A 22,183-nucleotide genomic window follows, 5' to 3' on the forward strand; every position below is an offset into this window, starting at 1 on the left:
GTGATAAATATGACAGACAGTACAAATACAACTGTTGAAACAACTGAAGCGAAGTTGGAATCTCCAATTTCAATAAGAATGAAGTTGATGTGGAGATCTTTCAAAGAAAACTGGAAGATCTTCTCTCAATCCAAAATAGGAATGATAGGCCTTTACATAGTGATAATCTTTGCCGTGGCAGGCTTTATAGTATATCCTATACTTGCGGATACAGTCTGGAAAACAACAAGTCTTAACGCCATGGTTTCTTACAATCCGGTAACCGGTTACGATTTCTTGCAGAATAACCCTGCCCCTCCATCGTGGGCACATCTTCTCGGTACCGATCCGCTCGGAAGAGACATACTTGCGCAATTGCTTTACTCGACGCCGAGGGAGTTCATGCTTGGAATCGTTGCCGCTCTTATAACCGTTATAATAGGAACTCTGATAGGCACTATCGCGGCATATTTTGGCGGCGCTCTCGATACATTTTTTATGAGGGTTGCAGACATAGTGCTTTTGTTTCCATTTATACCATTTTTGATAGTCATAAGCGGGATGATGCAGGTGGATTTGCTCACGCTTGCCCTTATAATAGGATTGCTTTCGGGCTTTGGAGGCATAACGATAGTGCTAAGATCTCAAGCGTTAATTGTAAAATCAAGGCCCTTCATAGAGTCTGCAAAGGTGTCGGGTGCAAGCGATTCTTACATAATAGTCAACCACATAATTCCAAATGTCATGCCGCTATCCTTTCTTTACATGATGTTTAACGTCACAGGTGCGATCTTTTCTGAGGCCGTACTTTCATTCTTTGGGCTTTTGAACATAAAGATGTCTTGGGGCCTTATGATATACACGGCCGATACGGCCGGCTACATAATAGGAAGCAATATCTGGAATTACTGGTGGTTATGGCTGCCTGCCGGTGCTTCCATAACCTTGCTGTGCGGCGCTTTCTATTTCATAGGACGCGGACTTGACGAAGTTGTCAATCCAAGGTTAAGGAAGAGGTGAGACGATGAAGGCCGTACTTGAGGTTAAAAATTTGAAAATGTATTACGATACGCAGGCCGGTCAGGTTAAAGCCGCCGATAATATATCCTTTTCTCTGTACGAGGGTGAGTCGATGGGTCTTGTGGGTGAGTCTGGATGCGGCAAAACTTCAGTTTCGATGTCTATAATGCGCCTGCTTCCCGAAAATGCAAGGATAATTTCTGGCAATATCTTTTTTGGAGGAAAGGACATAGTAAAGATTTCAAATGAAGATATGAACAAAGTAAGATGGGCGGGAATTTCGATGATCTTTCAGGCCGCGATGAACTCGCTCAACCCGGTCTACAGGGTTGGAGATCAGATAATAGAGGCAATCACGACTCACGAGCCTAACGTTACATTCGAGGAGGCCCGCCAAAGGGTTGCGAGCCTTTACAAACTCGTAGGTCTCGATCCCGAAAGAATGGACAATTATCCTCACGAATATTCAGGCGGAATGAAACAGAGAGCCGTCATAGCGATGAGTCTCGCGTGCAATCCCAAACTCATAATCGCGGATGAACCAACGACGGCACTTGATGTCATAGTGCAGGATACGATTTTGAGAGAACTTGAAAAGATTCAGAAAAAATTGAATATGTCCATGATATACATTTCTCACGATATCGCCGTGATCGCCGAGGTCGCTTCTAAAATAGCGATAATGTACGCAGGAAAAATAGTAGAAATGTCAGATTCCATAACGATCTTCAAAAGACCGGCCCATCCCTACACTGTGGGATTGATGTCCTCTTTCCCTTCAATAAGGGGACCAAAGAAAGAACTCGTTACGATTCCCGGAGAGCCACCCAACTTACTTAATGCTCCAGATCATTGCAGATTTGCGCCAAGATGTCCTTTTGCGACCGACGAATGCTGGAAAAAAGAACCATCGTACGAAGAGATAGAGAATAATCACTTCGTTGCGTGCTTCCATCCACAGAATCTAAAAAAGCAGGTGAGGAATAATGTCGGGTGAGATCGTTTTGAAAGTTGAAAATCTCAGCAAATTTTTTCCGATGAAAAAGAGCGTCTTTTCACGTGCAAAACATTTTCTTCACGCCGTTGATAACCTCAATTTTCAAATAGAAAAAGGTAAGGTACTTTCCTTAGTTGGAGAATCCGGCTGTGGAAAGACGACAACAGGTAAAACAATCTTAAAACTTTACGAGCCCACCGGAGGAAAGATAACCTTCCTTGGAAAAGATGTCACTCATCTTCACGAGGCAGAGGATAAAAGATGGTTTCACAGTAAAACGCAAATGATCTTTCAAGATCCCTTTGAATCGCTAAACCCTCGAAAGACCATATTCGACATAGTTGCCGAACCAATGAATATCCAGAATTTTGGGACTCTCAAAAAGCGTGAACTGATGGTCATGGATATACTCAAAAGGGTGGGAATTTCTCCTCCTGACGCGTTTTTGTGGAGGTATCCGCACGAATTGAGCGGTGGTCAGAGACAGAGGGTTGCGATAGCGAGAGCACTCGTGATGAAGCCAGAATTCGTCGTCGCCGATGAACCAACATCCATGCTTGACGTGTCGATAAGAACTCAGGTCATGAAGTTGATGATGGAACTCATCAAGGAGATGAACATGAGTTTTCTTTACATAACCCATGATCTCGCCGTTGCAAGGTATATGGCCGATGAGATAAGCGTTATGTATCTCGGAAGGATGGTCGAATACGCAGATTCCGAAGAGTTGATAAACAATCCCCTTCATCCTTACACAAAGGCCTTGATATCTGCCGTGCCAGTGCCAGATCCAGAATTCAAAAGAAAATCCGTCGAGATAAAGGGCGGAATAGGAAAACCGATAGATCCTCTTCCGAGGTGCAGATTTTACGATAGATGTCCCTTTGCGATGGAAATATGCAATCAGAAAGAGCCAGAACTCGTTGATGTGGGTCAAAATCACAAAGTTGCATGCTTTCTTTACAAGAAAGACGGTGATACAGTTGCTTGACTGGAAAAGATTTTTGCCATTCGGTCTTTTGTTAGTTTTGCTCTTTGTAAACCTCGCGATCTCAATCGCGAGGTTTAACTCTTACACGACATTTATGGGAGATTTCAAAGCCGAACTTTACTCGACATCGATTACAAAATCGGCCTCGGAAACAAGAATAACATTTGAGATAGTTGGAAATTCTGGATTTACCGCAAAAAACGCTTATTTTTCTGAGGCTTCCTGCGTTTTAAGCGCAAATGGAAAGTCTCTCGGCGTCTTTCAATTTCCTTCAGATGGAATACTTGGAGTTTTTGACGGCAAGAGACTCGTTGCAACGGCAACTTTCAACTTTCCAAATGATGAGTTATCTTCAAAATTAAATTACACCATGTACCTTGTAACGCATTTTTTGACTGGGAATCATGACACGAGAGGTACAATGGTTTTTGAGGGAGTCGTCAAGGAGATGAAAAAATGAAGATAAGATTCGTTGTTTGGAGTTTAATGGACGCTTTGGCCTTTTTGATGGCCCAGATGTCTTTGCTTTTTTTGCCTTTTTCTGAATTTCCCGGCTGGCTTGTTTACGTTCTTATGCTTGTTCTCGGAATTCTTGTAGTTTTAACGGTAAGAGACATAAAGATTGGTATATTCGTAACGCTTTCGGGAACTTTGATAGCGATGATACTTTATTTCTGGCTCAGTTTCTTTATCTTGCAGATCTTTGGATCTTTTAACGAGGTTATAGCATCGAATCTCAGCCTGAGCACCGGTATCGTGAATACCATCTTTCTTTACATGTTCTGCCTTTTTGGAAATATCCTCGCCATGATCTTTTTGGGATTCATTTCTTAAAATTAAGGGCGACGCCGTCGCCCTTAATCTTTTCTCATCGAATCGATAAGATTTGAAAGTTTTTTAAGATCGACATTTCTTTTGTAAAGAGGGGTTTTATCCTCTTCGTAGGCCATGTTGTTTTCTTCGAATGTTTTTCTTTCCTCAACGTAGAAGATGCCGAGTGGCAATTTGTCCTCTTCGAGAGCGCGCTTGAAGGCCTCCACTTTGTTGTGTGGATCGTATGAATCTTCGAGATAATACGTGTTATCTTTGAACCACTGATAGGTGTTTAACTTGTTGAACGTAACACATGGCTGAAATAAATCAACCAGTGAGAATCCTTTGTGCTGGATCGCGGCCTTCAAGATCTTTACAGTGCCGGGTATGTCCGTTATGGATGCCCTTGCGACAAATGATGCACCGTTGGCTATCGCCACGGCAATTGGGTTGAAAGGCTTAAGTATTACTCCCTCAACTTGAACGGGAGTTTTGAAACCTTCTCTGCTTGTTGGAGAGGCCTGGCCTTTTGTAAGACCATACACCATGTTATCATGGACTATGACCGTTATGTCCGGATTCCTTCTCATCGCGTGAAGGAAATGGTTCCCTCCCTCTCCGTATATATCCCCATCGCCACTTTCTGCTATGACTACGAGATCGGGGTTCGTTATTTTAATGGCCGTTGCAGGTGGAATTGCCCTTCCGTGAAGGCCGTTGAAAAAATTCGATTTCATGTAATGTGGAAGTTTTGCAGCCTGTCCTATTCCAGACACTATGACGAATCTTTCGGGCGGAATCTCAAGTTCTGCCATCGTTTGTTTGACGGCATTCAATATTCCATAATCTCCGCATCCCGGACACCAAGCGATGTCGATAGGTCCCATATCGAATATTTTTTTATCCACAAAGATCACCTGCCTTCTTTTAATCTCGAAATGAGTTCTTCGACTGAAAATGGCATTCCATTGTATTTGAGGATCTTTTTATCAAAATCAATTCCCGTTTCTAATTTTAAAAGTTGTCCGAATTGAGATGTGGCGTTATTTTCAATTATTATTCTTTTCTTGGCAGATTGGAGATACTTCTTCGCATCCGGATGGATCGGATAGACCTGTTTGAAATAAAGGAAGGCCATCTTTTTGTCTCCCACATTTTCCACCGCTTCCCTTATCATGGGATAGGTAGATCCCCATCCGACAACGAGAGTTTGGTAATCCTTCGGACCTATAAACTCTGGAGGGATTATCTCTGCCCTTATCGCGTCGAATTTTTTAAGTCTTTTTTCAACCATTTTTACCCTTATGTCGAGATCCTCCGTTATATGTCCACTCTCATCATGCTCGTCGCTGTCCACGTCTACAAGTCCTTCTCCTCCCGGAATTCCGCGCGGAGATATGCCATTTTCAACGAGTTGATACCTTTTGTAATCTTTGGTCGTTTCAACGATGAACTTTTGAGGCTGTACCTTTGGAACTTCTAAATTTGAAATGTTGTAGTAAGAATCTACGAGGTACTGATCGCTTAAGATTATAACTGGTACCTGAAATTTGTCCGCAAAGTAGAATGCTTTCTGCGTCAGATAAAAGGCGTCCTCGAGTGTCCCGGGCGCAAGAAGAATTTTGGGAAATTCTCCATGACCGGAATAAAGTGCAAAAAGTAAATCTCCCTGTTCCGTTCTCGTCGGAAGGCCGGTCGCAGGTGCAGGTCTCTGTCCGAGATTGACGACGAGAGGACTTTCTATCATGCCGGCAAGGCTCATTCCCTCGACCATGAGCGCAAATCCTCCACCTGCCGTCGTTACCATTGCACGAGATCCGGCATACCATGCACCAATGGCCATGTTGACCGCGCTTATTTCGTCTTCTGCCTGTTCTGCGACGATGCCGAATTCCTTGGCGTGCTCTGCAAGAAAGGTCAAAATACCCGTTGATGGCGTCATTGGGTAAGAGGATATGAAATTGCATCCTCCGGCTATCGCTCCCAGACCTATTGCGCTCGCACCATCGATCAACAGATCATCTTTGACATTTGGATCTTTCTTTATTTCTACCTTTATCTTGCCTTCCTTTACAAGTCCCTCTCCTATTTCAAAACCTCTCTTTGCCGCTTGAATATTTTTGTCAACTACATCCTTTCCCTTTCTTGAAAAGAATTCCTCAAGGTATTTCTCGAGGGTTTTGAAATCAACACCAATTATGGCAGAAAGAGTCCCTACGGCAACGGTATTTGAGAATATCCTGTCTCCTATTTCTGTTGCGATCTTTGTAAATGGGACTTCTATGAATTTGTAACCGTCATCGACATTAGATGCCTCACCGAGTATTACGGTGTGATCATCCACTCTATCCTTAAGGTGATTAACAGCGCCTTTTTTAAGAGTTACAAGGATATCTATCCTATTCACGAAAGCCTTTACATTTTTTGAAGAAACCCTTATTTCTGTTGAATTGAATCCACCTCTGACTCTCGACATGTATTCTTTTGTCGCGTAAACATTGAATCCATCGAATTTCAACACTCTCGTCAAAAACCTTTCGACAGTTTGTATTCCCTGCCCCGCTTCCCCGCAAAGCACAACGGAAAGATCGTCTTTCATTTTATTGCCTCCTTTCTCTAACTTCCCAAGAAATTTCTTACGACATTTTCATCTCTCAAAACATTTTCTGGCAAACCGTGAGAAAGTATTTTGCCTTTGTGAATAACGTAAAGTTCATCTACGATTTCAACGATCCTTTCTACCGAGTGATCGGTTATTATTATTCCAAGGCCATTTTCCTTCAACTCGAGTACGATCTTTTGTATTTCCTTGACCGTCATCGGATCGATCCCGCCGAAAGGTTCATCGAGAAGCACAAAAGATGGAGACAAAGTCATCATCCTTGCTATTTCAAGTCTTCTCTTTTCTCCCCCGGAGAGAGAATCTGCCCTTTGCTTTGACATAGAAATAAGTCCAAAACGTGTCAGGAGATATTTTATTTTTAGTTCGATTTCCTTTTTTGAATGGTCGAAATTTTCAAGTACAAGCCTTAAATTGTCTTCGACGGAAAGGCCGGCAAAGATCGATGGTTCCTGGGCAAGATAGGTTATACCATTTCTTGCCCTGAGATAAACTGGCATATCCGTTATTTCAACAGAATCTTTGAATATGTGGCCCGAATCGGGTATTGTAAGTCCGAGTATCATGTTGAAAACAGTTGTCTTTCCGGCTCCGTTGGGTCCGAGGATTCCCACAACCTGACCGCTATCTATCGAAAGGGAAACATCATCGACGGCTAATTTTCTACCGAATTTCTTCCTTAATTTATAACACAGAAGTTTACTCATCCTTTCACCTCTTAAAATGAAGGACCCAAAGTTATGGTAATGTTTTTTATCTTGCTTATCGGCGTGTTGGGCGGAGGAGTCTGACTTACGACTATACCATTTCCGCTGAAAGATATTTTCGATGCCGGAATGGATATTTCGCGGAGAAGGTAAAGACTTTCGTTAAGCGTAAGGCCTTTCAAATTAGGCATCGAAAAAGAAGAGAAAAGGTGGTTCTGATCATTTTCAAGATATCCCATCTTTATTATGTATTCACCTATGTCGTGAAAGACCGGAGCCGCAACGTCTTCTCCATAGTAGAGACCTTTCGAAGGCTGGTCAACCATGACAAGGATCGAGTATTGCGGATCGTCTGCCGGAAAGAAGCCGTAAAAGATAGAAAAATATGGTCCCTTCGTGGAGACCTTCCCATTGACAGATTTTTCAGCAGTTCCCGTTTTACCGCCAACAAGTATACCGGGAAGTTGCGCTGGAATCCCAGTTCCCTTCTCTACAACGTCTACCATGAAACTCCTTACTATTTGGGTAACTTCTGAATTGAAAATTTGAGTCGCTTGGGGGGTGTATACCGCGACAATGCTACCTGAAGGAGTTATTATTTCTTTCATAACGTGTGGCTTTACAAGATATCCACCGTTTACCACCGCGTTAAGGGCCGTTAAAAGTTGGACGCCGGTAACCGCTATACTCTGGCCTATCGCCATTTCCTGTCCACCTATTCCATACCATTCAGACGGAGGCGTTAGAAAACCATCAACCTCTCCGGGCAGATCTATTCCCGTTTTACGGCCAAAGCCAAATCTCAAAAACCAGTTGTAGTAATTGGTATCACCCACAGTTCTTATGAAATCCGTTGCTATCTTCATCTCGGCGACGTCTGAAGAATACACCAAAGCCTCCCTTAAATCGATTGGCCAGGGATGAACTTCTGCGTCTTTTATGACAAGCGGTATATTTGGGTTTGGGATATAATAAGGGCCTGTAAAGGTTGAATTGACGTTGACGATACCTTCCTGCAATGCCGCACAAAAGATAAGTGGCTTTATGGAAGATCCCGGCTCAAAGACATTCATGACCGGAGCATTCCATCCCCAGGTCGTTGCCATAGCGATTATGGCACCGGTTTTTGGATTGGAGACGATGACCTCACCACCGCTTGCGGCATTCGTCTTGACCGCGTACTCTATCGCCTGCTTTGCAAAGGCCTGTATGGATGGATCTATCGTCGTTACCACCGTATCGCCCCCAACGGGCTGGACGAGTTTCTTTATTCCGGAAGTCAAGGCGTAAGGTCCGAGTGCATTGTAGACGAGTTCACCATTTTTGACGGGTTTAACGTAATTATCGTATTCGCCCTGAATGGCCCTCGCTATTATCTCGAGAGATGTGGCAACTCTTGTTTGGACATAAACACGTTGAATGTTCAAAAAACTCTTAAGATCGGATGGAAGGTTGTTTACCATTTGCTCATTCACAAGTCCTATCTCAATTCCACCCTTACCTGCCTTTAGAATAGAAGAAATCGTTTTTGAATTTGGATCTTTTCCAAAATAATCGAGTACCTGTATGACTCTATCGGGATATTTCCATCCTTCTATAGAAGAAAGCGTCTTCGCATAACCAACATCTATGTAAACATCGTAAGAGAGGTTATTTTGCAGGATAGGCTGATCATTCACTCCAACGATATTTCCGTACGGTGCGGGAAGGGTAAGAGAGGCGGGTGGAATGTAAACTCTTTGAAAATTAGCGACAACAACTATGCCTCTTACGATGTAAAAAAGAAAGGCAGAAAATAAAATTATGAGAACAAAACGTATTTTCCAGTCATTCATCTTTTATTGACCAGCAAGTTGTGCAGCCTGTTTTGCATCTCCTTTTATGGCTGGATTTGCTCCTCTTACGAAGAAGATCTGATTTCCTTCTTTAAAAGTTACGGCACTCGGGAATTTTTCCTGAAGATAGACGTTCATCTCGCTTTGCTGGTTTAAGATTTGGGATTTCATGACATTTATTTCATACGTCATGTTAGTTATCTGTGAATTGTATTTCACAGTTTGGATGTTCAAAAGCAACGGAACAGAAAGCACTGCAAAAACACCTATTCCTATTGCCAGAGAACGTATTACTCCTATTCCTTCAACCTTTGTTTCGACCTGTGTGCCTTCCTGAACTACAACATGACGTACTCTTACATCTTCCACAAATCTCACGTCCTTTCACCAATTCTTAACTTTGCACTTCTCGATCTTGGATTCATTTTGATCTCGTCATAATCAGGAACAATTGGCTTTTTCGTGATAATCACAAAACCCTCTTTTAGACCATACTTCACGATGCGATCTTCAAGAGAATGAAAAGAAATAACACCTATTCTTCCACCCTTTTTGAGTCTCTTCTTCGATATTTCTATGAGTTTAGAAAGATTTTCAAGTTCCTCATTTACCTCTATCCTTATTGCCTGAAAAACTCGCGTTACTATCTTTTTCCAGTCCTTTTTGGCATAGGATGGAAGAGAAGAAAAAATCGCCTCAACCAACTCGTTCGTACTTTTTATCGGTCTCTTTTCAATTATACTACTTACAATTCTTCTTGCAAAGCGTTCCTCAGAATAATCACGTATCACCTTCTCCAATTTTTCGGCCTCATAACCATTCACAACGTCGTAAGCGCTCTTTGTGTTCAGGCCCATTTGCATATCGAGAGGTCCGCTTTTTTTGAAAGAAAATCCTCTATCTTCCGAATCTATTTGAAATGAAGAAAGACCAAGGTCTGCGAAAATGCCATCGACTTTTTCTACATCAAGGTCATCGAGTAATTCATCGAGATCGGAAAAGTTTCTCTGAAATAATCTTACCCTCTGACCAAATTTAGAGAGTCTGTCTTTTGCCACCTCTAAAGCCACGGGATCTCTGTCCATACCTATTAACGAAATCTTTTCATATTTTTCAAGCAAACCCTCACTGTGGCCGCCACCACCGACCGTACAATCGACGAAGATCCCGCCGTTTTTTAGATTTTCAAAACCTTCTACGACCTCTTTTAAAAGTACACTTGTGTGTTGTCCCAAATTATATCACTTTTAAAACATTTCTCCAACACCAAAGGAAATTCCAGAATATTGGAGATTCCCATTTACGACCTTGTACGGGAAATCGAATCTTAGAACGCCTAAATACGGTATTTCAAAATTTATTCCGACTCCTATCGAATTCATGAATTGATTGTTTATCATTCCGTACGTCATGAGTTGGTCTCCAGCGCCTCCAAAATCGTAAAAAGCGGTGAGCATTATCGGTACATCCTGAGAATTCACAACATATCTCAACTCTAAGTTGGAAACGAATTCCTGAAGTCCGCCTTCCTGACTCCATCCGCGCACAGTTGTTGGCCCTCCGACGTAAAAGTCCTGACCGTATCCGTCTCCAATGAGTATGCGGCCCGCGATTGCGAAATTGTTGAAGATGGGAAGGTAACCAGAGAGGCTTAAATATCCCTGAAGGTAATTTTCCTGTCCACCAAAGCCTGCGTATGAAATATTCCCTCCCAATTTTATTCCCTGCGTTGTTAGAAGCACATTATTTACATTCGTGTAGTTGTAAGAGAGAGATACCGACCTACATGTACCGCTTGCGGCGCCCATCAAAGAGGCGGAAATCGGCGTTGAACCCTGACTTTTGTTGAAAAAGTAAAAGTTTCCGCCTATATTGTAAGAGGTGTAGACATCCGGCTGGTACCCAACGCTTGCGGATATTCCGTATTCGGTCTCGTTGTAATATAGGGTCTGACCATTTTCCAAGACAAAAGGCTGGAGCGTGTTGTAGTATATGCTCGATGTGAAGTTCATAGGTAAATTCAGAGGAAAGATAATCCCGTAAGTCACATTTGCCGTCGGATTCACCCCGAGTGTAACCTGACCGGACAGCGTGTCTCCTATGCCGTTAAGGTTCACGATACTTATATTTCCACTTCCAGTTATTCCACTGTACCATGGCTGGCCCTGTCCGGGCTGGCTTACAGACAGGGAGGCACCTATTTGCCTCGGCTTATCGTTTTCGACAACCTGCACGACTATGTTGACGATCGTCGAATCGGTCGATGGAAGCGTTGGCACTATGGATACGTTTGAGAAGAATTGAGTGTTCCTAAGATTGTTGTAACTTTGAATTAAACTTTGCGTCGTAAGAGGATCTCCCACTTTGAAGGCGAGTTCGCGCTTTATCAAATAAGTCTTGGTTTTTGTGTTACCGGTTATCTCTATCTGGCCTATGTGTCTTTCGATGATTTTGTATTCCAAAAATCCGCCACTCATGCTTTGAAATTTGTGGTATATGACCTCGGCCGAGGTCAGGAGATAACCATGATTTTGGTAATATTCTCTTATCTTTGCAAGTTGATAAAGTTGAAGGAAATTGTTTGTCGTTGAAGGCGCGGTTATGCCAGCGTACCGGGCTAAATTAGATGGATTTACCTCTGTAACGCCGGTAAAGTAATATCCATCAACGGGCATTCCAGATTGGATCACGTGCGCGAGTTTGGCATTCACGACGAGATCTACGGCCGGAGATTTGAATGAAGAGGCCACATTTGTGGGAGTTGAGAAGTTAAGCGTCGTGTCCATAGAAAAATAACCCATCTGAAAGAGTTTGGCTTGAAAATCCTGAACTGTTGATATTTTAAGGTAAGCATCATTCGGATTTGCAAACAATTTTTGGATTGGGTTCATATTTTCATATTCCTTCATCGTGAAAAGACCTGTGGCCTTGATGATATCCTCGGAAGTAAGGGATCCGTAATCACCGGTTAGTTTTAAGTCCCATACGGCATATTCATTTACCGTTATCTTTAATTTCCCGTCCGGCACTATTATTGAATTTCCGCTTTGAACTATGTTGGTCTGGATACCTATTATGTTGGCAAGGTATCCCGCGCTTGTGTAAAGGTTCATTATGTTTTGAAAGGAATTTTTAAGGCTGACGAGATTTAACACTTCACTTGCTTTGACCGTTATGGCATCTTTTATTTTGTCGATACTCACGAGGTCAGGGCCATTCACACTCACATCTACAGATTTTATGACCGGGTTTTCAACAACGACTATCACAAGACCTGGACCTATCGGTGAATACTCTATCTTTGGCTCTATGTAAGAGAAATATCCCGTTTCGTAGAGTGATTGGAGCGCTTGATAGAGCGCATTGGTGTTGAGAGGCTGTCCGATCTTTACGGCGTTGGACAATTTCGAAGTTATTATAGAGGTCGCAAGACTCGTGTTCCCCTCGATCTTCAAAAATGAGATCGTTTGGACTTGAGAGAATGAAACCATCGTTATGGAAATAATCAGTACCAGCAAAACAAGATATTTCTTCATCTTTTGAACCTCCTACATTTCTTCCGGCGCGCTGACGCCGATGATCGAAAGTGTAACTTCGAGGACATTCTTGACCGCAAAGCAAAGTTTAAGACGATCGCGCGAGATCTCTAAGTTTTCGGGATCGACTATTCTGTGATCCGTGTAATAGGCGTGGAATTTCTCGGAAAGAGAATATGCGTAATTGCACAATTTTTGTGGTTTTTTCTGATCGACCGCATTCAATACAACATCCGAAAATTCGTCTAATTCCCTTACGAGATCTCTTTCTTCTTTTGATATGCTATTTAGCGACGCATCTTCAAAGGCGATCTTTTTTTCCGTTGCGTTTTTCAAAAGGCTCGATATCCTCGCGTGGGCATATTGAACGTAATAGACTGGATTATCCATTTTCTTTGATTTTGCAAGTTCAACATCGAAAACAAGCGTTGTGTCGGGATCCATCATGGCAAAGAAATACCTTGTCGCATCGACACCAACGGCATCTATTAAATCTTCGAGAGTTACGAATTCACCGTGTCTTTTTGACATTCTGACTATTTCCTCGCCGCTTTTTAGAGTTACAAACTGGTGAAGGATCACGTTGAAAAATCCATCTGGTATGCCGAGAGCCTTCGATGCGGCTTCCATTCTCGGAATATACCCGTGGTGATCAGCACCCCATATGTAATAGACCCTGTCAAAACCACGTCTGTACTTGTTAAGCATGTAGGCAATATCGGAAAAGAAGTACGTCGGATCCCCATTTTTTCTTATTATCACCCTGTCTTCTTCCGAAGGCAGTACTTTCGAGACGGCAAACCAAACAGAACCATCTTTTTCGTAGATGTATCCTCTATTCCTTAAAATCTCGAGTGCTTCATTCGTAAGGCCCGACGTGTAAAGTGTCTGTTCACTGAAATAACTATCAAATGGTACGTTCAATTTTGAAAGTGTCTTTTTTATCCATTCAAATATCTTTGCCGTCGAGTATGACGAAAAGAACGATTGGATCTCATCATTCCATACATTCACATATCTGTCTCCGTATTTTTCGGATATCTCTTTTGCTATGTCTATTAAATATGTGGCGACGTAATCGTCCTCTCCAAACTCAAAATGTTTCCCGTAAAGTTCGTTGTACCTTATCCATGTGGAATGACCGAGCATCTTAACCTGACGGCCTGCATCGTTGAAGTAATACTCTCTTACCACTTTGTTTCCGACAGCCTCATTGAGCCTTGAGAGAATATCTCCTATTATCGCCTGACGGCCATGACCGACAGTCAAAGGACCGGTTGGATTCGCGCTCACGAACTCGAATTGAATCTTTTCTGAACTAACCTTTGGAATTTCGACCTTTCTGAAGTACTTTTCAACAACATTCGCGTAAAGAACTGGCGAGAGTTCGAAATTTATAAATCCCGGTCCGGCAACCTCAACCTTTTTGAAGTCGGGATCCTCTTTGAGAGATTCGACAAGTTTCTTCGCTATGGAAAGAGGAGATGTTTTTAGGATCTTCGCGCTTATCATTGCCACATTCGTTGAATAGTCTCCGAAATTCTGAGGTGGTATTTCAATCACGAAATCTGGTGGATTTGTATTGAAAATTTCCGAAAATTCCTTTATGATCTTTTCTTTTATAAGATTTTTAAGGTACAATTAACATCCCACCATTTCTTCATTTAAGATCTGTCTTAAATACATTCCCGTGTAAGATTTAGAAGATTTTGTTATCTCTTCGGGCGTTCCTTGAGCCACTATCTGCCCTCCATTTTCTCCGCCATCTGGCCCAAGGTCTATTATGTAATCGGCATTCTTTATGACATCAAGGTTATGTTCAACGACGACGACTGTATTACCCTTATCGACAAGTTGCTGGAGCACATTGACGAGTTTTTTCACGTCATGAAAATGAAGGCCGGTTGTCGGTTCATCTAAAATGTAGATGGTCTTCCCGGTCGAGATCTTTCTCAATTCAGAGGAAAGTTTGATTCTTTGGGCCTCTCCTCCCGAAAGTGTCGTCGCAGGCTGACCGAGTCTTATATAGCCAAGTCCAACGTCCTGAAGGGCCTTTAGAGGTGCCGTTATCTTTGGAATGTCCGAAAAGAATCTCAAGGCTTCATCGACAGACATTTCAAGAATTTCGCTTATATCCTTTCCTTTGTATTTGACCTCGAGGGTTTCCTTGTTGTATCTCTTTCCGTTGCACACATCGCACTCGACGTAGACATCTGGCATGAAGTTCATCTCAACCTTTATCACTCCCTGACCGGCACACGCCTCGCATCTTCCACCTTTTACGTTGAAACTGAATCTGCCGGGGGTGTATCCTCTTATTCTTGCCTCTTCTGTCAGGGAAAAGATCTCCCTTATGCCATCAAATGCCTTCGTGTAAGTTGCCGGATTGGATCTTGGGGTGCGACCTATCGGGCTTTGATCCACGAGGATGACCTTGTCTATCTTTTCCATTCCTTCTATGGATTCGTAAGATCCATGGGGAAGATGTGTCCTGTATATTTTGTTCATTAAAACGGGATACAAAGTCTCCATAACAAGGGAAGATTTTCCAGATCCCGAAACGCCCGTTATGCATGTAAAGGTACCAAGCGGAATTGAAAGATCAACGGACTTCAAATTGTTATGGGTTATGCCCTTTAACCTCAAGAACTCATTCGAACTTCTTCTCTTCGCTGGAACAGGCACGGTAAGCCTTTTACTGAGATATTTTCCAGTCAGCGTGTCAGACGAAATAAGGCCTTTAACGTCTCCGGCGTAGAGTATATTTCCTCCATTTTCTCCTGCACCGGGTCCTATGTCTACGGCAAAATCGGCAGATTTTATGACCTGTTCGTCATGCTCTACGACGATAACGGTATTGCCGAGTTCTTTGAGATCTTCGAGCATCTTTATAAGCCTGTCTGTGTCTTTTTGGTGGAGTCCTATCGTTGGTTCATCTAAAATGTACAGAACTCCTACAAGGCGCGACCCTAACTGGGTTGCGAGTTTTATCCTTTGAGATTCTCCACCCGAAAGAGTCGATGCGGCTCTCGAAAGTGTAAGGTAATCAAGTCCAACATCTATTAAAAACTTAAGTCTTCTTTTTATTTCAATCAAAATCTCTTTTAGAATCGACTCTTCTTTTTGTGAAAGATCGAGATTGTTGAAGAAATCGTAAGATTCTTTTATGGTCATGTCCGAAATCTCGGCTATATTTTTTCCCCTGAAAGTAACGGCAAGGGCCTCGTCTTTTAGCCTCTTCCCGTGACAAAGAGAGCATGTCTTTTGAACGAGGAAGTTTTTCTCTATCCATTCCTTTATCTCTTCGGAATCGGAGTACCTATACCTGTCCATGAGATGATCTTTTAAACCTTTAAATCCGGGACCACCATCGAGAATAGCCTTTCTTACCTTTGGACTCATCTCTTTTATTTTCTTTTCGGGATCTTCACCCATCTGTTTTATCATCTTTTCGATGATATCTATCACAAAGGCCTTACCACCCTTGTAAGGTATAATTCCACCGTCCCTTATCGTTTTAGACGGATCTATGACGAGATTTTCGTCCACTTCAAGCGTATATCCTATGCCACCGCAGGCGGGACATGCGCCGTAGGGAGAATTGAATGAGAATAATTTCGGGCTTAATTCCGGAAAACTTATTCCACACACGGGGCATGCGAGTTTTTCACTGAAGTACTGGATACTTTTGTCTTCGTAGTCCATTATTTCGACCTTACCGTCGGCCTCTTTGAGCGCTATTTCTACCGACTCCACAAGTCTCTGGTGATTTTCTTTGCTGACTTTTAGCCTGTCAACTATGAGTTTTATGGTGTGTCTGACCTGTTTTTCAACCTTTATCTCTTCTTCGAGAGAGTAATCATTTCCATCGATGTTGACTCTTAAAAAGCCACGTCTTTTGAGATACTCAAAGAGATTTTTGTACTCTCCCTTCTTTTCGGTGATAAGTGGTGCGAGGATGATTATCCTTTTCTCGCCTGTATAATCTTTTTCTATTCTTTCGATGATCTCATCTATGCTTTGCTTTTCAAGTGTCCGCCCGCATTTAACGCAATGTGGTACTCCAACTCTTGAGAATAAAAGCCTAAGGTAATCATTTATCTCCGTTACAGTTCCAACTGTCGATCTCGGATTGTGTGAGACTGTCTTTTGATCTATCGCTATGACGGGCGATAACCCGTCTATTTCGTCAACATCGGGATGTTTTAACTCGCCGAGAAATTGCCTTGCATAATTCGAAAGAGATTCGAGATACCTTCTCTGTCCTTCGGCGTGGAGTGTATCAAAGGCAAGAGAAGATTTGCCAGATCCCGAAGGTCCAGTGAAAACAACAAGGGCATTTCTCGGTATCTCTACATTCACATTTTTAAGGTTATGAACGCGTGCGCCTTTAATTCTTATGAATTGCTCCAGAATCTTTCACCTCTTCTATTATTTCCTTTGCCTCTTTCATTATTTCCTCAACTCTCTTTTCATCTTTTCCTTCGACCATGATCCTTATCAAAGGTTCTGTCCCAGAAGGTCTTAAAACGACCCTTACATTTTTCTCTTTTTTTACCCTGTCCATGAAATCTTTTACCTTTTCATCTTCCATTACGCTCAATTTGTCCCTTACATCGATATTTTGTAGTATCTGATGGTATCTACCTATTTTGGATACGAATTGTGCCGGATCGACGTTCAACTTTTTTGATGCTCTAAAAGTTTCAAGTGCTGTAACAAGTCCATCTCCCGTGCTTTCGAGATCCAAAAAGATCACATGACCGGATTGTTCTCCACCCAGACGCGAGTCGGTCTCCAACATCTTCTCGAGAACGTATCTGTCTCCAACTGGCGTCCTTAAAAACTTTATCCCATTTTTGGATAGGAATTCCTCTATAGAAAGGTTTGTCATGATCGTGCCTATGACTGTATCTCCATTTAGTCTTCCTTCATCTTTCATGCTTAACGCGTTAAGAACCATTATGTCATCTCCATCGATAATGCGACCATCCCTGCTTACTATCATGCATCTGTCCGCATCGCCATCGTTGACTATGCCGTATCTGGCCGACGTTGTCAAGATAGCCTCTTTCATGAAGTCAAGGTAAAGGGCCCCACATTTTTCATTTATATTCATTCCGTCCGGCTTATCGTTGAAAATGAAGGATTTTATCCCAATTTCGCGCGCGACAACCGGTACAGTCGATATAGCGGCACCATTTGCGAGATCAAAGGCAAGCGTTTCTCCTCTAAGATCTGCGTATCTTTTGACTATCCATTCTATGTATTCGGAGATCATATCGTGGTTGACAATTCTTCCGACTGAATGACCGTATGAAACTTTATCGAGAGATTCTTCGATTTCTTCTTCGATGCTGTCAGGCAATTTGTAACCATTCGAAAAGATCTTTATGCCGTTGTGCTGCCACGGATTATGGCTGGCGCTGACCATAAAACCAACCGTTTCTTCCCTTCTTGTGAGCCACGCGAGTGTAGGGGTGGGCATGACACCGCACAATGTAACGTTTAGGCCCATAGACAAAAGACCGGAAGTTAAAGCACTCTCGATCATCTCGCCCGAGATGCGTGTGTCTCTCGCTATCAATATTTCTTTGAACTTATGGTTGTGAGAGATCAACACGTGGGAGGCGGCCCTACCTATTTTAAAGGCCAGTTCGGCAGTCAATTCTTCATTCACTATGCCCCTTACGCCGTCTGTGCCAAAATATTTCTTCATTCCTCTATCTCCATTCCACTTTTGTCGAAGTTTTCAGGCTTTATAAGAGGAAAGGCTATAACATCTTTTATCGTTGCCGCATTCGTCGCAAACATGACGAGTCTATCTATGCCTATTCCAAGACCCCCCGTCGGTGGCATGCCGTACTCTATGGCCCTCAAGAAATCGAAATCCATCATTTGCGCTTCTTTGTCTCCAGAATTTCTCAAAGCGGCCTGCGCCTCAAACCTTTCCCTTTGATCGACCGGATCGTTAAGTTCGCTGAACGCGTTTGCAAGTTCATTTCCGAGCACTATGACCTCAAATCTTTCTGTTACACGCGGATCTTCTCTGTGTCTCTTTGCGAGAGGTGAGATTTCAACTGGATGCTCAAGGAGAAATGTTGGATTCGTTATCGTATCCTCGACAAGGTCCCATAACTTTTCTATGTAATGGCCTCTTTCCATTATTTCCGGAAGCGCGTCGTGATCTTTAAGAATTTTGATCATCTTGTCATCCGGATCTTCCAATATATCAACACCGAGATGATCTTTTATGTAATCTCTCATCTTCACTCGCTTCCACGGTCTTGAGAAATCGACTGGCTTTCCCTGATATTCTATCTTTGTAGTTCCATTGACCTTTTCAATGACGTAAGAAACAAGGCGTTCTGTCAGATCCATCATGTAATTGTAATCCACGTAAGCGCGGTAACATTCTATCATCGTGAATTCCGGATTGTGTTTGTAATCTATGCCTTCATTTCTAAAGCATTTACCTATTTCGTAGACTGCGTCAAATCCACCAACTATGTATCTTTTGAGATACAACTCGTGCGCGATCTTCAAGTACATGTCTATATCTAAGGCGTTCAAATGCGTTATGAATGGTCTTGCCGTGGCTCCTCCCGTTACAAATTGAAGGATAGGGGTTTCGACCTCTATAAATCCTTCATCATTCATGAATTCTCTTATCATTCTTATTATTTCATATCTCGATTTAAATCTGTTGAAAGATTCCCTGTTCACCGTCATATCTACATACCTTTGTCTGTAGATCTTTTCTTTGTCTGTAAGGCCATGCCATTTTTCGGGAAGAGTCCTTATTGCCTTTGAAAGCAATTGATAATCTGCGGCAAAGACGGTTAATTCACCGGTATGAGATCTGAATGGAAAGCCTTTTATCCCAACAAAATCCCCAACCTTGATATGATCTTTGAAGAATTCGAACTTGTCCGTCCCCACTGAAACATTCAGGTATCCCTGAATCTGACCGGTTGAATCTTGCACGACGAAAAAGATCGACTTTCCTTGATATCTTACGGCCATTACGCGCCCAGCAATGGAAAGAGAGGCACTCTCGTCCTTTTGACCATTTGTAAGGTTGTTGAATCTTTCTCTTATTTGTGAGATCTTATCCTTTACGTCAAAGGCGTAAGGATAGGGATTTACACCGAGTTTCCTTATTTCTTCAATTTCTTTTATTTTGTTGGATCTTATCTCGTCCATTCAGATCTCTCCTTATCGAATTATTTCTGCTCTACGTCCAAAATAAGGTATCTTTTTATACCACTTGGAGCCTTTACACGGATGGTGTCTCCGACTTTTTTCTTGTTTACAGCCTCTCCGAGCGGCGAGTCGATGGAAATTTTATTTTTGAAGATATCCGCTTCCTGAGCAGTTACGAGCATCATTGTCATTTCTTTGTTTGTGCTCAGGTCTTTTAATTTAACGTAATTTCCTATGTTCACCTCGTGGGTATTTTTGCTGTTCTCAATTATAACGGCATTTGCAAGAATCTCTTCGATCTCGCTAATTCTGCTGTTGATCTTTCCCTGCTCATTTTTTGCTTCATCGTATTCGCTATTTTCACTCAAATCTCCGAATTCTCTTGCTTCTTTTATCTTTTTGGCAACTTCATTCATTAACTTTTCTTTTAACTCGGCCAGTTCTTCTTTCAAAGACTGGTATCCTTCTTTTGTCAACTGAATTTTTGCCATAAAAGACCTCCTTTATTCAACCGATATAAGGTAATAGTAATAAGGCTGACCACCATAGTAAAGTTCTATGTCAACAGACGGATATCGTATCTGACACTCTTTGAAGAAGACATTCGCCTCATCTTCACTTACATCCTTACCGTAAAAGATGGTTATCACCTCGGCATTCTCCACTCCAGCCTTTTCAAGGGCAGAGAATATCGCATCATCCATGAGATCGGCAGAGGCCACTATCTTTCCGTCGATCAAACTTATGTACTGATCTTTTTTTACTTCTAAATTCTTAAACTGGGTATCCCTGACGGCCCGCGTGATCTCTATCGATTTGACAGAGGCTATGGCTTCTTGGAAGTTCTTTTCATTCTCTAAGACTCCCTGCTGCGAATTGAATGCAAAGAGGGCTGCAAGGCCTTGTTGAATTGTAGCGGTATTGACAACTATTACCTTTTTCCCATTTGTCATCTCTTTTACAGAATTTGCGGACATTATTATGTTTGGATTGTTTGGAAAAACGAAGACAAATTTTGCATTTATACTGTCGACGGCTTCCTTTATCTGGGCCGTAGTTGGGTTTGAAGATTGTCCGCCATTTAAAACGACATCTACGCCGAGACTTTTAAAGATGGATTCAAAACCTGGCCCATCCGCTATGACTATGATTCCATATTCTTTTGGCTCATTTGAAACTTTGCCTTCTTCTGCGCTTATTATCTGGTGGTGCTGGGTCTTCATGTTGTCTATCTTCGATTTGTAAAGTTCACCGTATTCAAGCGCCTTGTCTATGGCAACACCGGGAGTATTCGTGTGAACGTGTAATTTGAGAAGTCCAGAAGAGTTGACGAGAATGAGAGAATCGCCTATCGTGTTGTAGAATTTTCTCAATTCGTCGATGTCAACGTCTTTCGTTGTCTTAACCATTACTTCGGTACAATAAAGGTATTTAAGGTCTTCTTGGGCTATCTTTACTATTTCTCCAGTCGTGATACTTTCAACATTTAGATCTACCTTCGTTTCTCCATTCAAAACCCTGTAAAATCCCTCCATTATGTAAGAAAAACCTTTTGCACCGGCATCCACAACTCCGGCATCGCGAAGTTTCTTCAAATATTTGGGAGTTTCATTTACAACCTCTGTAGATCTCTTCCAAAGTCTTTCCATGAACTCGGTCATGTCTTCGGTAATGTACTTGTCTGCTTCTGTCGATAAAATCCTTATGACTGTGAGCATCGTACCTTCAACCGGTTTCATAACGGCACTGTAAGAAACCTCTCTTGCACTTTTGAGTGCCTGAGCAAAATCCTCTGCTTTTAATATTTTTTTGCCCTTTGTTCCCTGCCTGAAACCTCTGAAGATTTGAGAAAGGATTACACCCGAATTTCCCCTTGCCCCAAGCAATGTACCGCTCTCTATTGCCTCGAGCACACTCTGAAGATCCATCTTCCCATCAAGGGCATCCAAATTCTTACTTGCCTCAAGCATCGCCGAGGCCATATTCGATCCTGTATCTCCGTCTGGAACAGGAAAGACATTCAAGGCATTTAATTCTTCTATGTGAGAAAGAAGCACTTCGGTGCCTTTTTTAAAACATATAGCCATTATTTTCCCGTCTATTGTTTTCATGATAGATTATTCTACGTACGTCCTTTCATTAGAAATTTATGTCTACAATATGAATATTGACCTCCGTTGGATTCATCCCAACGTAGAATTTCAAATTGTAAATTATCGCATCCTGAAGGTTCTTACCAACCTGCATGACATTTATACCGTATTCGGCTATGACGTAGACGTCTACTTTGACATTTTTACCATCATCGATCAATTTTATTCCTCTGTCCGTTTCGCTAAACAGGGAGGCAAACTGGGACATCAAAGACGCATTGGAAAGATCTACAATCCCATAACTGTTGATTATCGCCTCGCGTATCAGTTGCTTTATCGCTTGAGAAGATACCTCGATTTCCCCGTATTTTGTAGAAAATTTCATT

The 22,183-nt window shown here is 42.3% G+C and carries 19 protein-coding genes; 5 read left to right on the top strand and 14 right to left on the bottom strand.

All coding sequences use genetic code 11. The features are described 5' to 3' along the window. Window positions 1–9: 9 nt before the first annotated feature. From ATHSA_RS04620 to ATHSA_RS04640, 5 genes are read left to right on the top strand one after another with little or no spacing between them, the layout of a single operon-like run. Window positions 10–999 carry an ABC transporter permease gene (locus tag ATHSA_RS04620; RefSeq protein WP_161847973.1) on the top strand — a complete coding sequence of 330 codons (990 nt, stop codon included), beginning with the start codon at window positions 10–12 and terminating at the stop codon, window positions 997–999. A gap of 4 nt (window positions 1,000–1,003) precedes the next feature. Continuing rightward, window positions 1,004–1,996, top strand: coding sequence for an ABC transporter ATP-binding protein (locus tag ATHSA_RS04625; protein WP_161847974.1), 993 nt, complete (start codon window positions 1,004–1,006; stop codon window positions 1,994–1,996). Beyond that, window positions 1,986–2,987 carry an ABC transporter ATP-binding protein gene (locus ATHSA_RS04630; protein WP_161847975.1) on the top strand — a complete coding sequence of 334 codons (1,002 nt, stop codon included), beginning with the start codon at window positions 1,986–1,988 and terminating at the stop codon, window positions 2,985–2,987. Before ATHSA_RS04625 ends, ATHSA_RS04630 begins: the two co-directional genes overlap by 11 nt. Beyond that, window positions 2,980–3,447: a hypothetical protein gene (locus ATHSA_RS04635; protein ID WP_161847976.1), complete on the top strand. Its 468-nt coding sequence runs from the start codon at window positions 2,980–2,982 to the stop codon at window positions 3,445–3,447. The genes ATHSA_RS04630 and ATHSA_RS04635 overlap by 8 nt, the downstream gene beginning before the upstream one ends. Further along, window positions 3,444–3,821, top strand: a complete 378-nt coding sequence (locus tag ATHSA_RS04640; RefSeq protein ID WP_161847977.1) for a hypothetical protein — start codon at window positions 3,444–3,446, stop codon at window positions 3,819–3,821. The genes ATHSA_RS04635 and ATHSA_RS04640 overlap by 4 nt, the downstream gene beginning before the upstream one ends. Window positions 3,822–3,844: 23 nt before the next feature. Here ATHSA_RS04640 and ATHSA_RS04645 read toward each other — a convergent pair whose 3' ends face one another. The 14 genes from ATHSA_RS04645 to ATHSA_RS04710 are packed head-to-tail and all read right to left on the bottom strand — an operon-like array spanning window position 3,845 to window position 22,182. Further along, the gene (locus ATHSA_RS04645) at window positions 3,845–4,687 is read right to left on the bottom strand and encodes a thiamine pyrophosphate-dependent enzyme (protein ID WP_161848941.1); all 843 of its coding nucleotides are present in this window, start codon (window positions 4,685–4,687) and stop codon (window positions 3,845–3,847) included. 26 nt (window positions 4,688–4,713) lie between these two features. Beyond that, complete coding sequence (locus tag ATHSA_RS04650; protein WP_161847978.1) at window positions 4,714–6,399, bottom strand: 2-oxoacid:acceptor oxidoreductase subunit alpha; 1,686 nt, start codon at window positions 6,397–6,399, stop codon at window positions 4,714–4,716. A gap of 17 nt (window positions 6,400–6,416) precedes the next feature. Next, the gene (gene lptB, locus ATHSA_RS04655) at window positions 6,417–7,127 is read right to left on the bottom strand and encodes an LPS export ABC transporter ATP-binding protein (protein ID WP_161847979.1); all 711 of its coding nucleotides are present in this window, start codon (window positions 7,125–7,127) and stop codon (window positions 6,417–6,419) included. 11 nt (window positions 7,128–7,138) lie between these two features. Further along, window positions 7,139–8,962: a penicillin-binding protein gene (locus tag ATHSA_RS04660; RefSeq protein WP_161847980.1), complete on the bottom strand. Its 1,824-nt coding sequence runs from the start codon at window positions 8,960–8,962 to the stop codon at window positions 7,139–7,141. A gap of 3 nt (window positions 8,963–8,965) precedes the next feature. Further along, the gene (locus ATHSA_RS04665; RefSeq protein ID WP_232060135.1) at window positions 8,966–9,340 is read right to left on the bottom strand and encodes a hypothetical protein; all 375 of its coding nucleotides are present in this window, start codon (window positions 9,338–9,340) and stop codon (window positions 8,966–8,968) included. Continuing rightward, entirely contained in the window at window positions 9,337–10,197 is an 861-nt protein-coding gene (gene rsmH / locus ATHSA_RS04670) for a 16S rRNA (cytosine(1402)-N(4))-methyltransferase RsmH (protein WP_161847982.1), read from the bottom strand. The genes ATHSA_RS04665 and rsmH overlap by 4 nt, the downstream gene beginning before the upstream one ends. A gap of 12 nt (window positions 10,198–10,209) precedes the next feature. Beyond that, window positions 10,210–12,498, bottom strand: coding sequence for a BamA/OMP85 family outer membrane protein (locus tag ATHSA_RS04675; protein WP_161847983.1), 2,289 nt, complete (start codon window positions 12,496–12,498; stop codon window positions 10,210–10,212). A 12-nt stretch (window positions 12,499–12,510) separates the two neighbouring features. Further along, window positions 12,511–14,139, bottom strand: a complete 1,629-nt coding sequence (gene argS, locus ATHSA_RS04680; RefSeq protein WP_161847984.1) for an arginine--tRNA ligase — start codon at window positions 14,137–14,139, stop codon at window positions 12,511–12,513. Further along, window positions 14,140–16,911: an excinuclease ABC subunit UvrA gene (gene uvrA / locus ATHSA_RS04685; RefSeq protein WP_161848942.1), complete on the bottom strand. Its 2,772-nt coding sequence runs from the start codon at window positions 16,909–16,911 to the stop codon at window positions 14,140–14,142. Next, complete coding sequence (gene glmM / locus ATHSA_RS04690; RefSeq protein ID WP_161847985.1) at window positions 16,889–18,217, bottom strand: phosphoglucosamine mutase; 1,329 nt, start codon at window positions 18,215–18,217, stop codon at window positions 16,889–16,891. Before glmM ends, uvrA begins: the two co-directional genes overlap by 23 nt. Continuing rightward, window positions 18,214–19,704 (bottom strand): lysine--tRNA ligase, encoded by a 1,491-nt coding sequence (lysS, locus tag ATHSA_RS04695; RefSeq protein WP_161847986.1) that lies wholly within the window; start codon window positions 19,702–19,704, stop codon window positions 18,214–18,216. The genes glmM and lysS overlap by 4 nt, the downstream gene beginning before the upstream one ends. Window positions 19,705–19,724: 20 nt before the next feature. Next, complete coding sequence (gene greA, locus ATHSA_RS04700) at window positions 19,725–20,195, bottom strand: transcription elongation factor GreA (protein WP_161847987.1); 471 nt, start codon at window positions 20,193–20,195, stop codon at window positions 19,725–19,727. Between the two features lie 12 nt (window positions 20,196–20,207). Beyond that, the gene (locus ATHSA_RS04705; protein WP_161847988.1) at window positions 20,208–21,815 is read right to left on the bottom strand and encodes a DAK2 domain-containing protein; all 1,608 of its coding nucleotides are present in this window, start codon (window positions 21,813–21,815) and stop codon (window positions 20,208–20,210) included. A 28-nt stretch (window positions 21,816–21,843) separates the two neighbouring features. Then, complete coding sequence (locus ATHSA_RS04710) at window positions 21,844–22,182, bottom strand: Asp23/Gls24 family envelope stress response protein (protein WP_161847989.1); 339 nt, start codon at window positions 22,180–22,182, stop codon at window positions 21,844–21,846. Window position 22,183: the final 1 nt, after the last annotated feature.

Origin of the sequence: Athalassotoga saccharophila (assembly GCF_009936215.1) — a bacterium.
Lineage (GTDB): Bacteria > Thermotogota > Thermotogae > Mesoaciditogales > Mesoaciditogaceae > Athalassotoga > Athalassotoga saccharophila.

Coding starts and splice junctions, on each gene's coding strand:
- ATHSA_RS04675 (WP_161847983.1), bottom strand. CDS start 12,498: ATGAAGAAATATCTTGTTTTGCTGGTACTGATTATTTCCATAACGATG.
- lptB (WP_161847979.1), bottom strand. CDS start 7,127: ATGAGTAAACTTCTGTGTTATAAATTAAGGAAGAAATTCGGTAGAAAA.
- ATHSA_RS04650 (WP_161847978.1), bottom strand. CDS start 6,399: ATGAAAGACGATCTTTCCGTTGTGCTTTGCGGGGAAGCGGGGCAGGGA.
- greA (WP_161847987.1), bottom strand. CDS start 20,195: ATGGCAAAAATTCAGTTGACAAAAGAAGGATACCAGTCTTTGAAAGAA.
- ATHSA_RS04625 (WP_161847974.1), top strand. CDS start 1,004: ATGAAGGCCGTACTTGAGGTTAAAAATTTGAAAATGTATTACGATACG.
- lysS (WP_161847986.1), bottom strand. CDS start 19,704: ATGGACGAGATAAGATCCAACAAAATAAAAGAAATTGAAGAAATAAGG.
- ATHSA_RS04705 (WP_161847988.1), bottom strand. CDS start 21,815: ATGAAAACAATAGACGGGAAAATAATGGCTATATGTTTTAAAAAAGGC.
- ATHSA_RS04660 (WP_161847980.1), bottom strand. CDS start 8,962: ATGAATGACTGGAAAATACGTTTTGTTCTCATAATTTTATTTTCTGCC.
- ATHSA_RS04710 (WP_161847989.1), bottom strand. CDS start 22,182: ATGAAATTTTCTACAAAATACGGGGAAATCGAGGTATCTTCTCAAGCG.
- glmM (WP_161847985.1), bottom strand. CDS start 18,217: ATGAAGAAATATTTTGGCACAGACGGCGTAAGGGGCATAGTGAATGAA.
- ATHSA_RS04620 (WP_161847973.1), top strand. CDS start 10: ATGACAGACAGTACAAATACAACTGTTGAAACAACTGAAGCGAAGTTG.
- ATHSA_RS04640 (WP_161847977.1), top strand. CDS start 3,444: ATGAAGATAAGATTCGTTGTTTGGAGTTTAATGGACGCTTTGGCCTTT.
- ATHSA_RS04645 (WP_161848941.1), bottom strand. CDS start 4,687: ATGGGACCTATCGACATCGCTTGGTGTCCGGGATGCGGAGATTATGGA.
- ATHSA_RS04630 (WP_161847975.1), top strand. CDS start 1,986: ATGTCGGGTGAGATCGTTTTGAAAGTTGAAAATCTCAGCAAATTTTTT.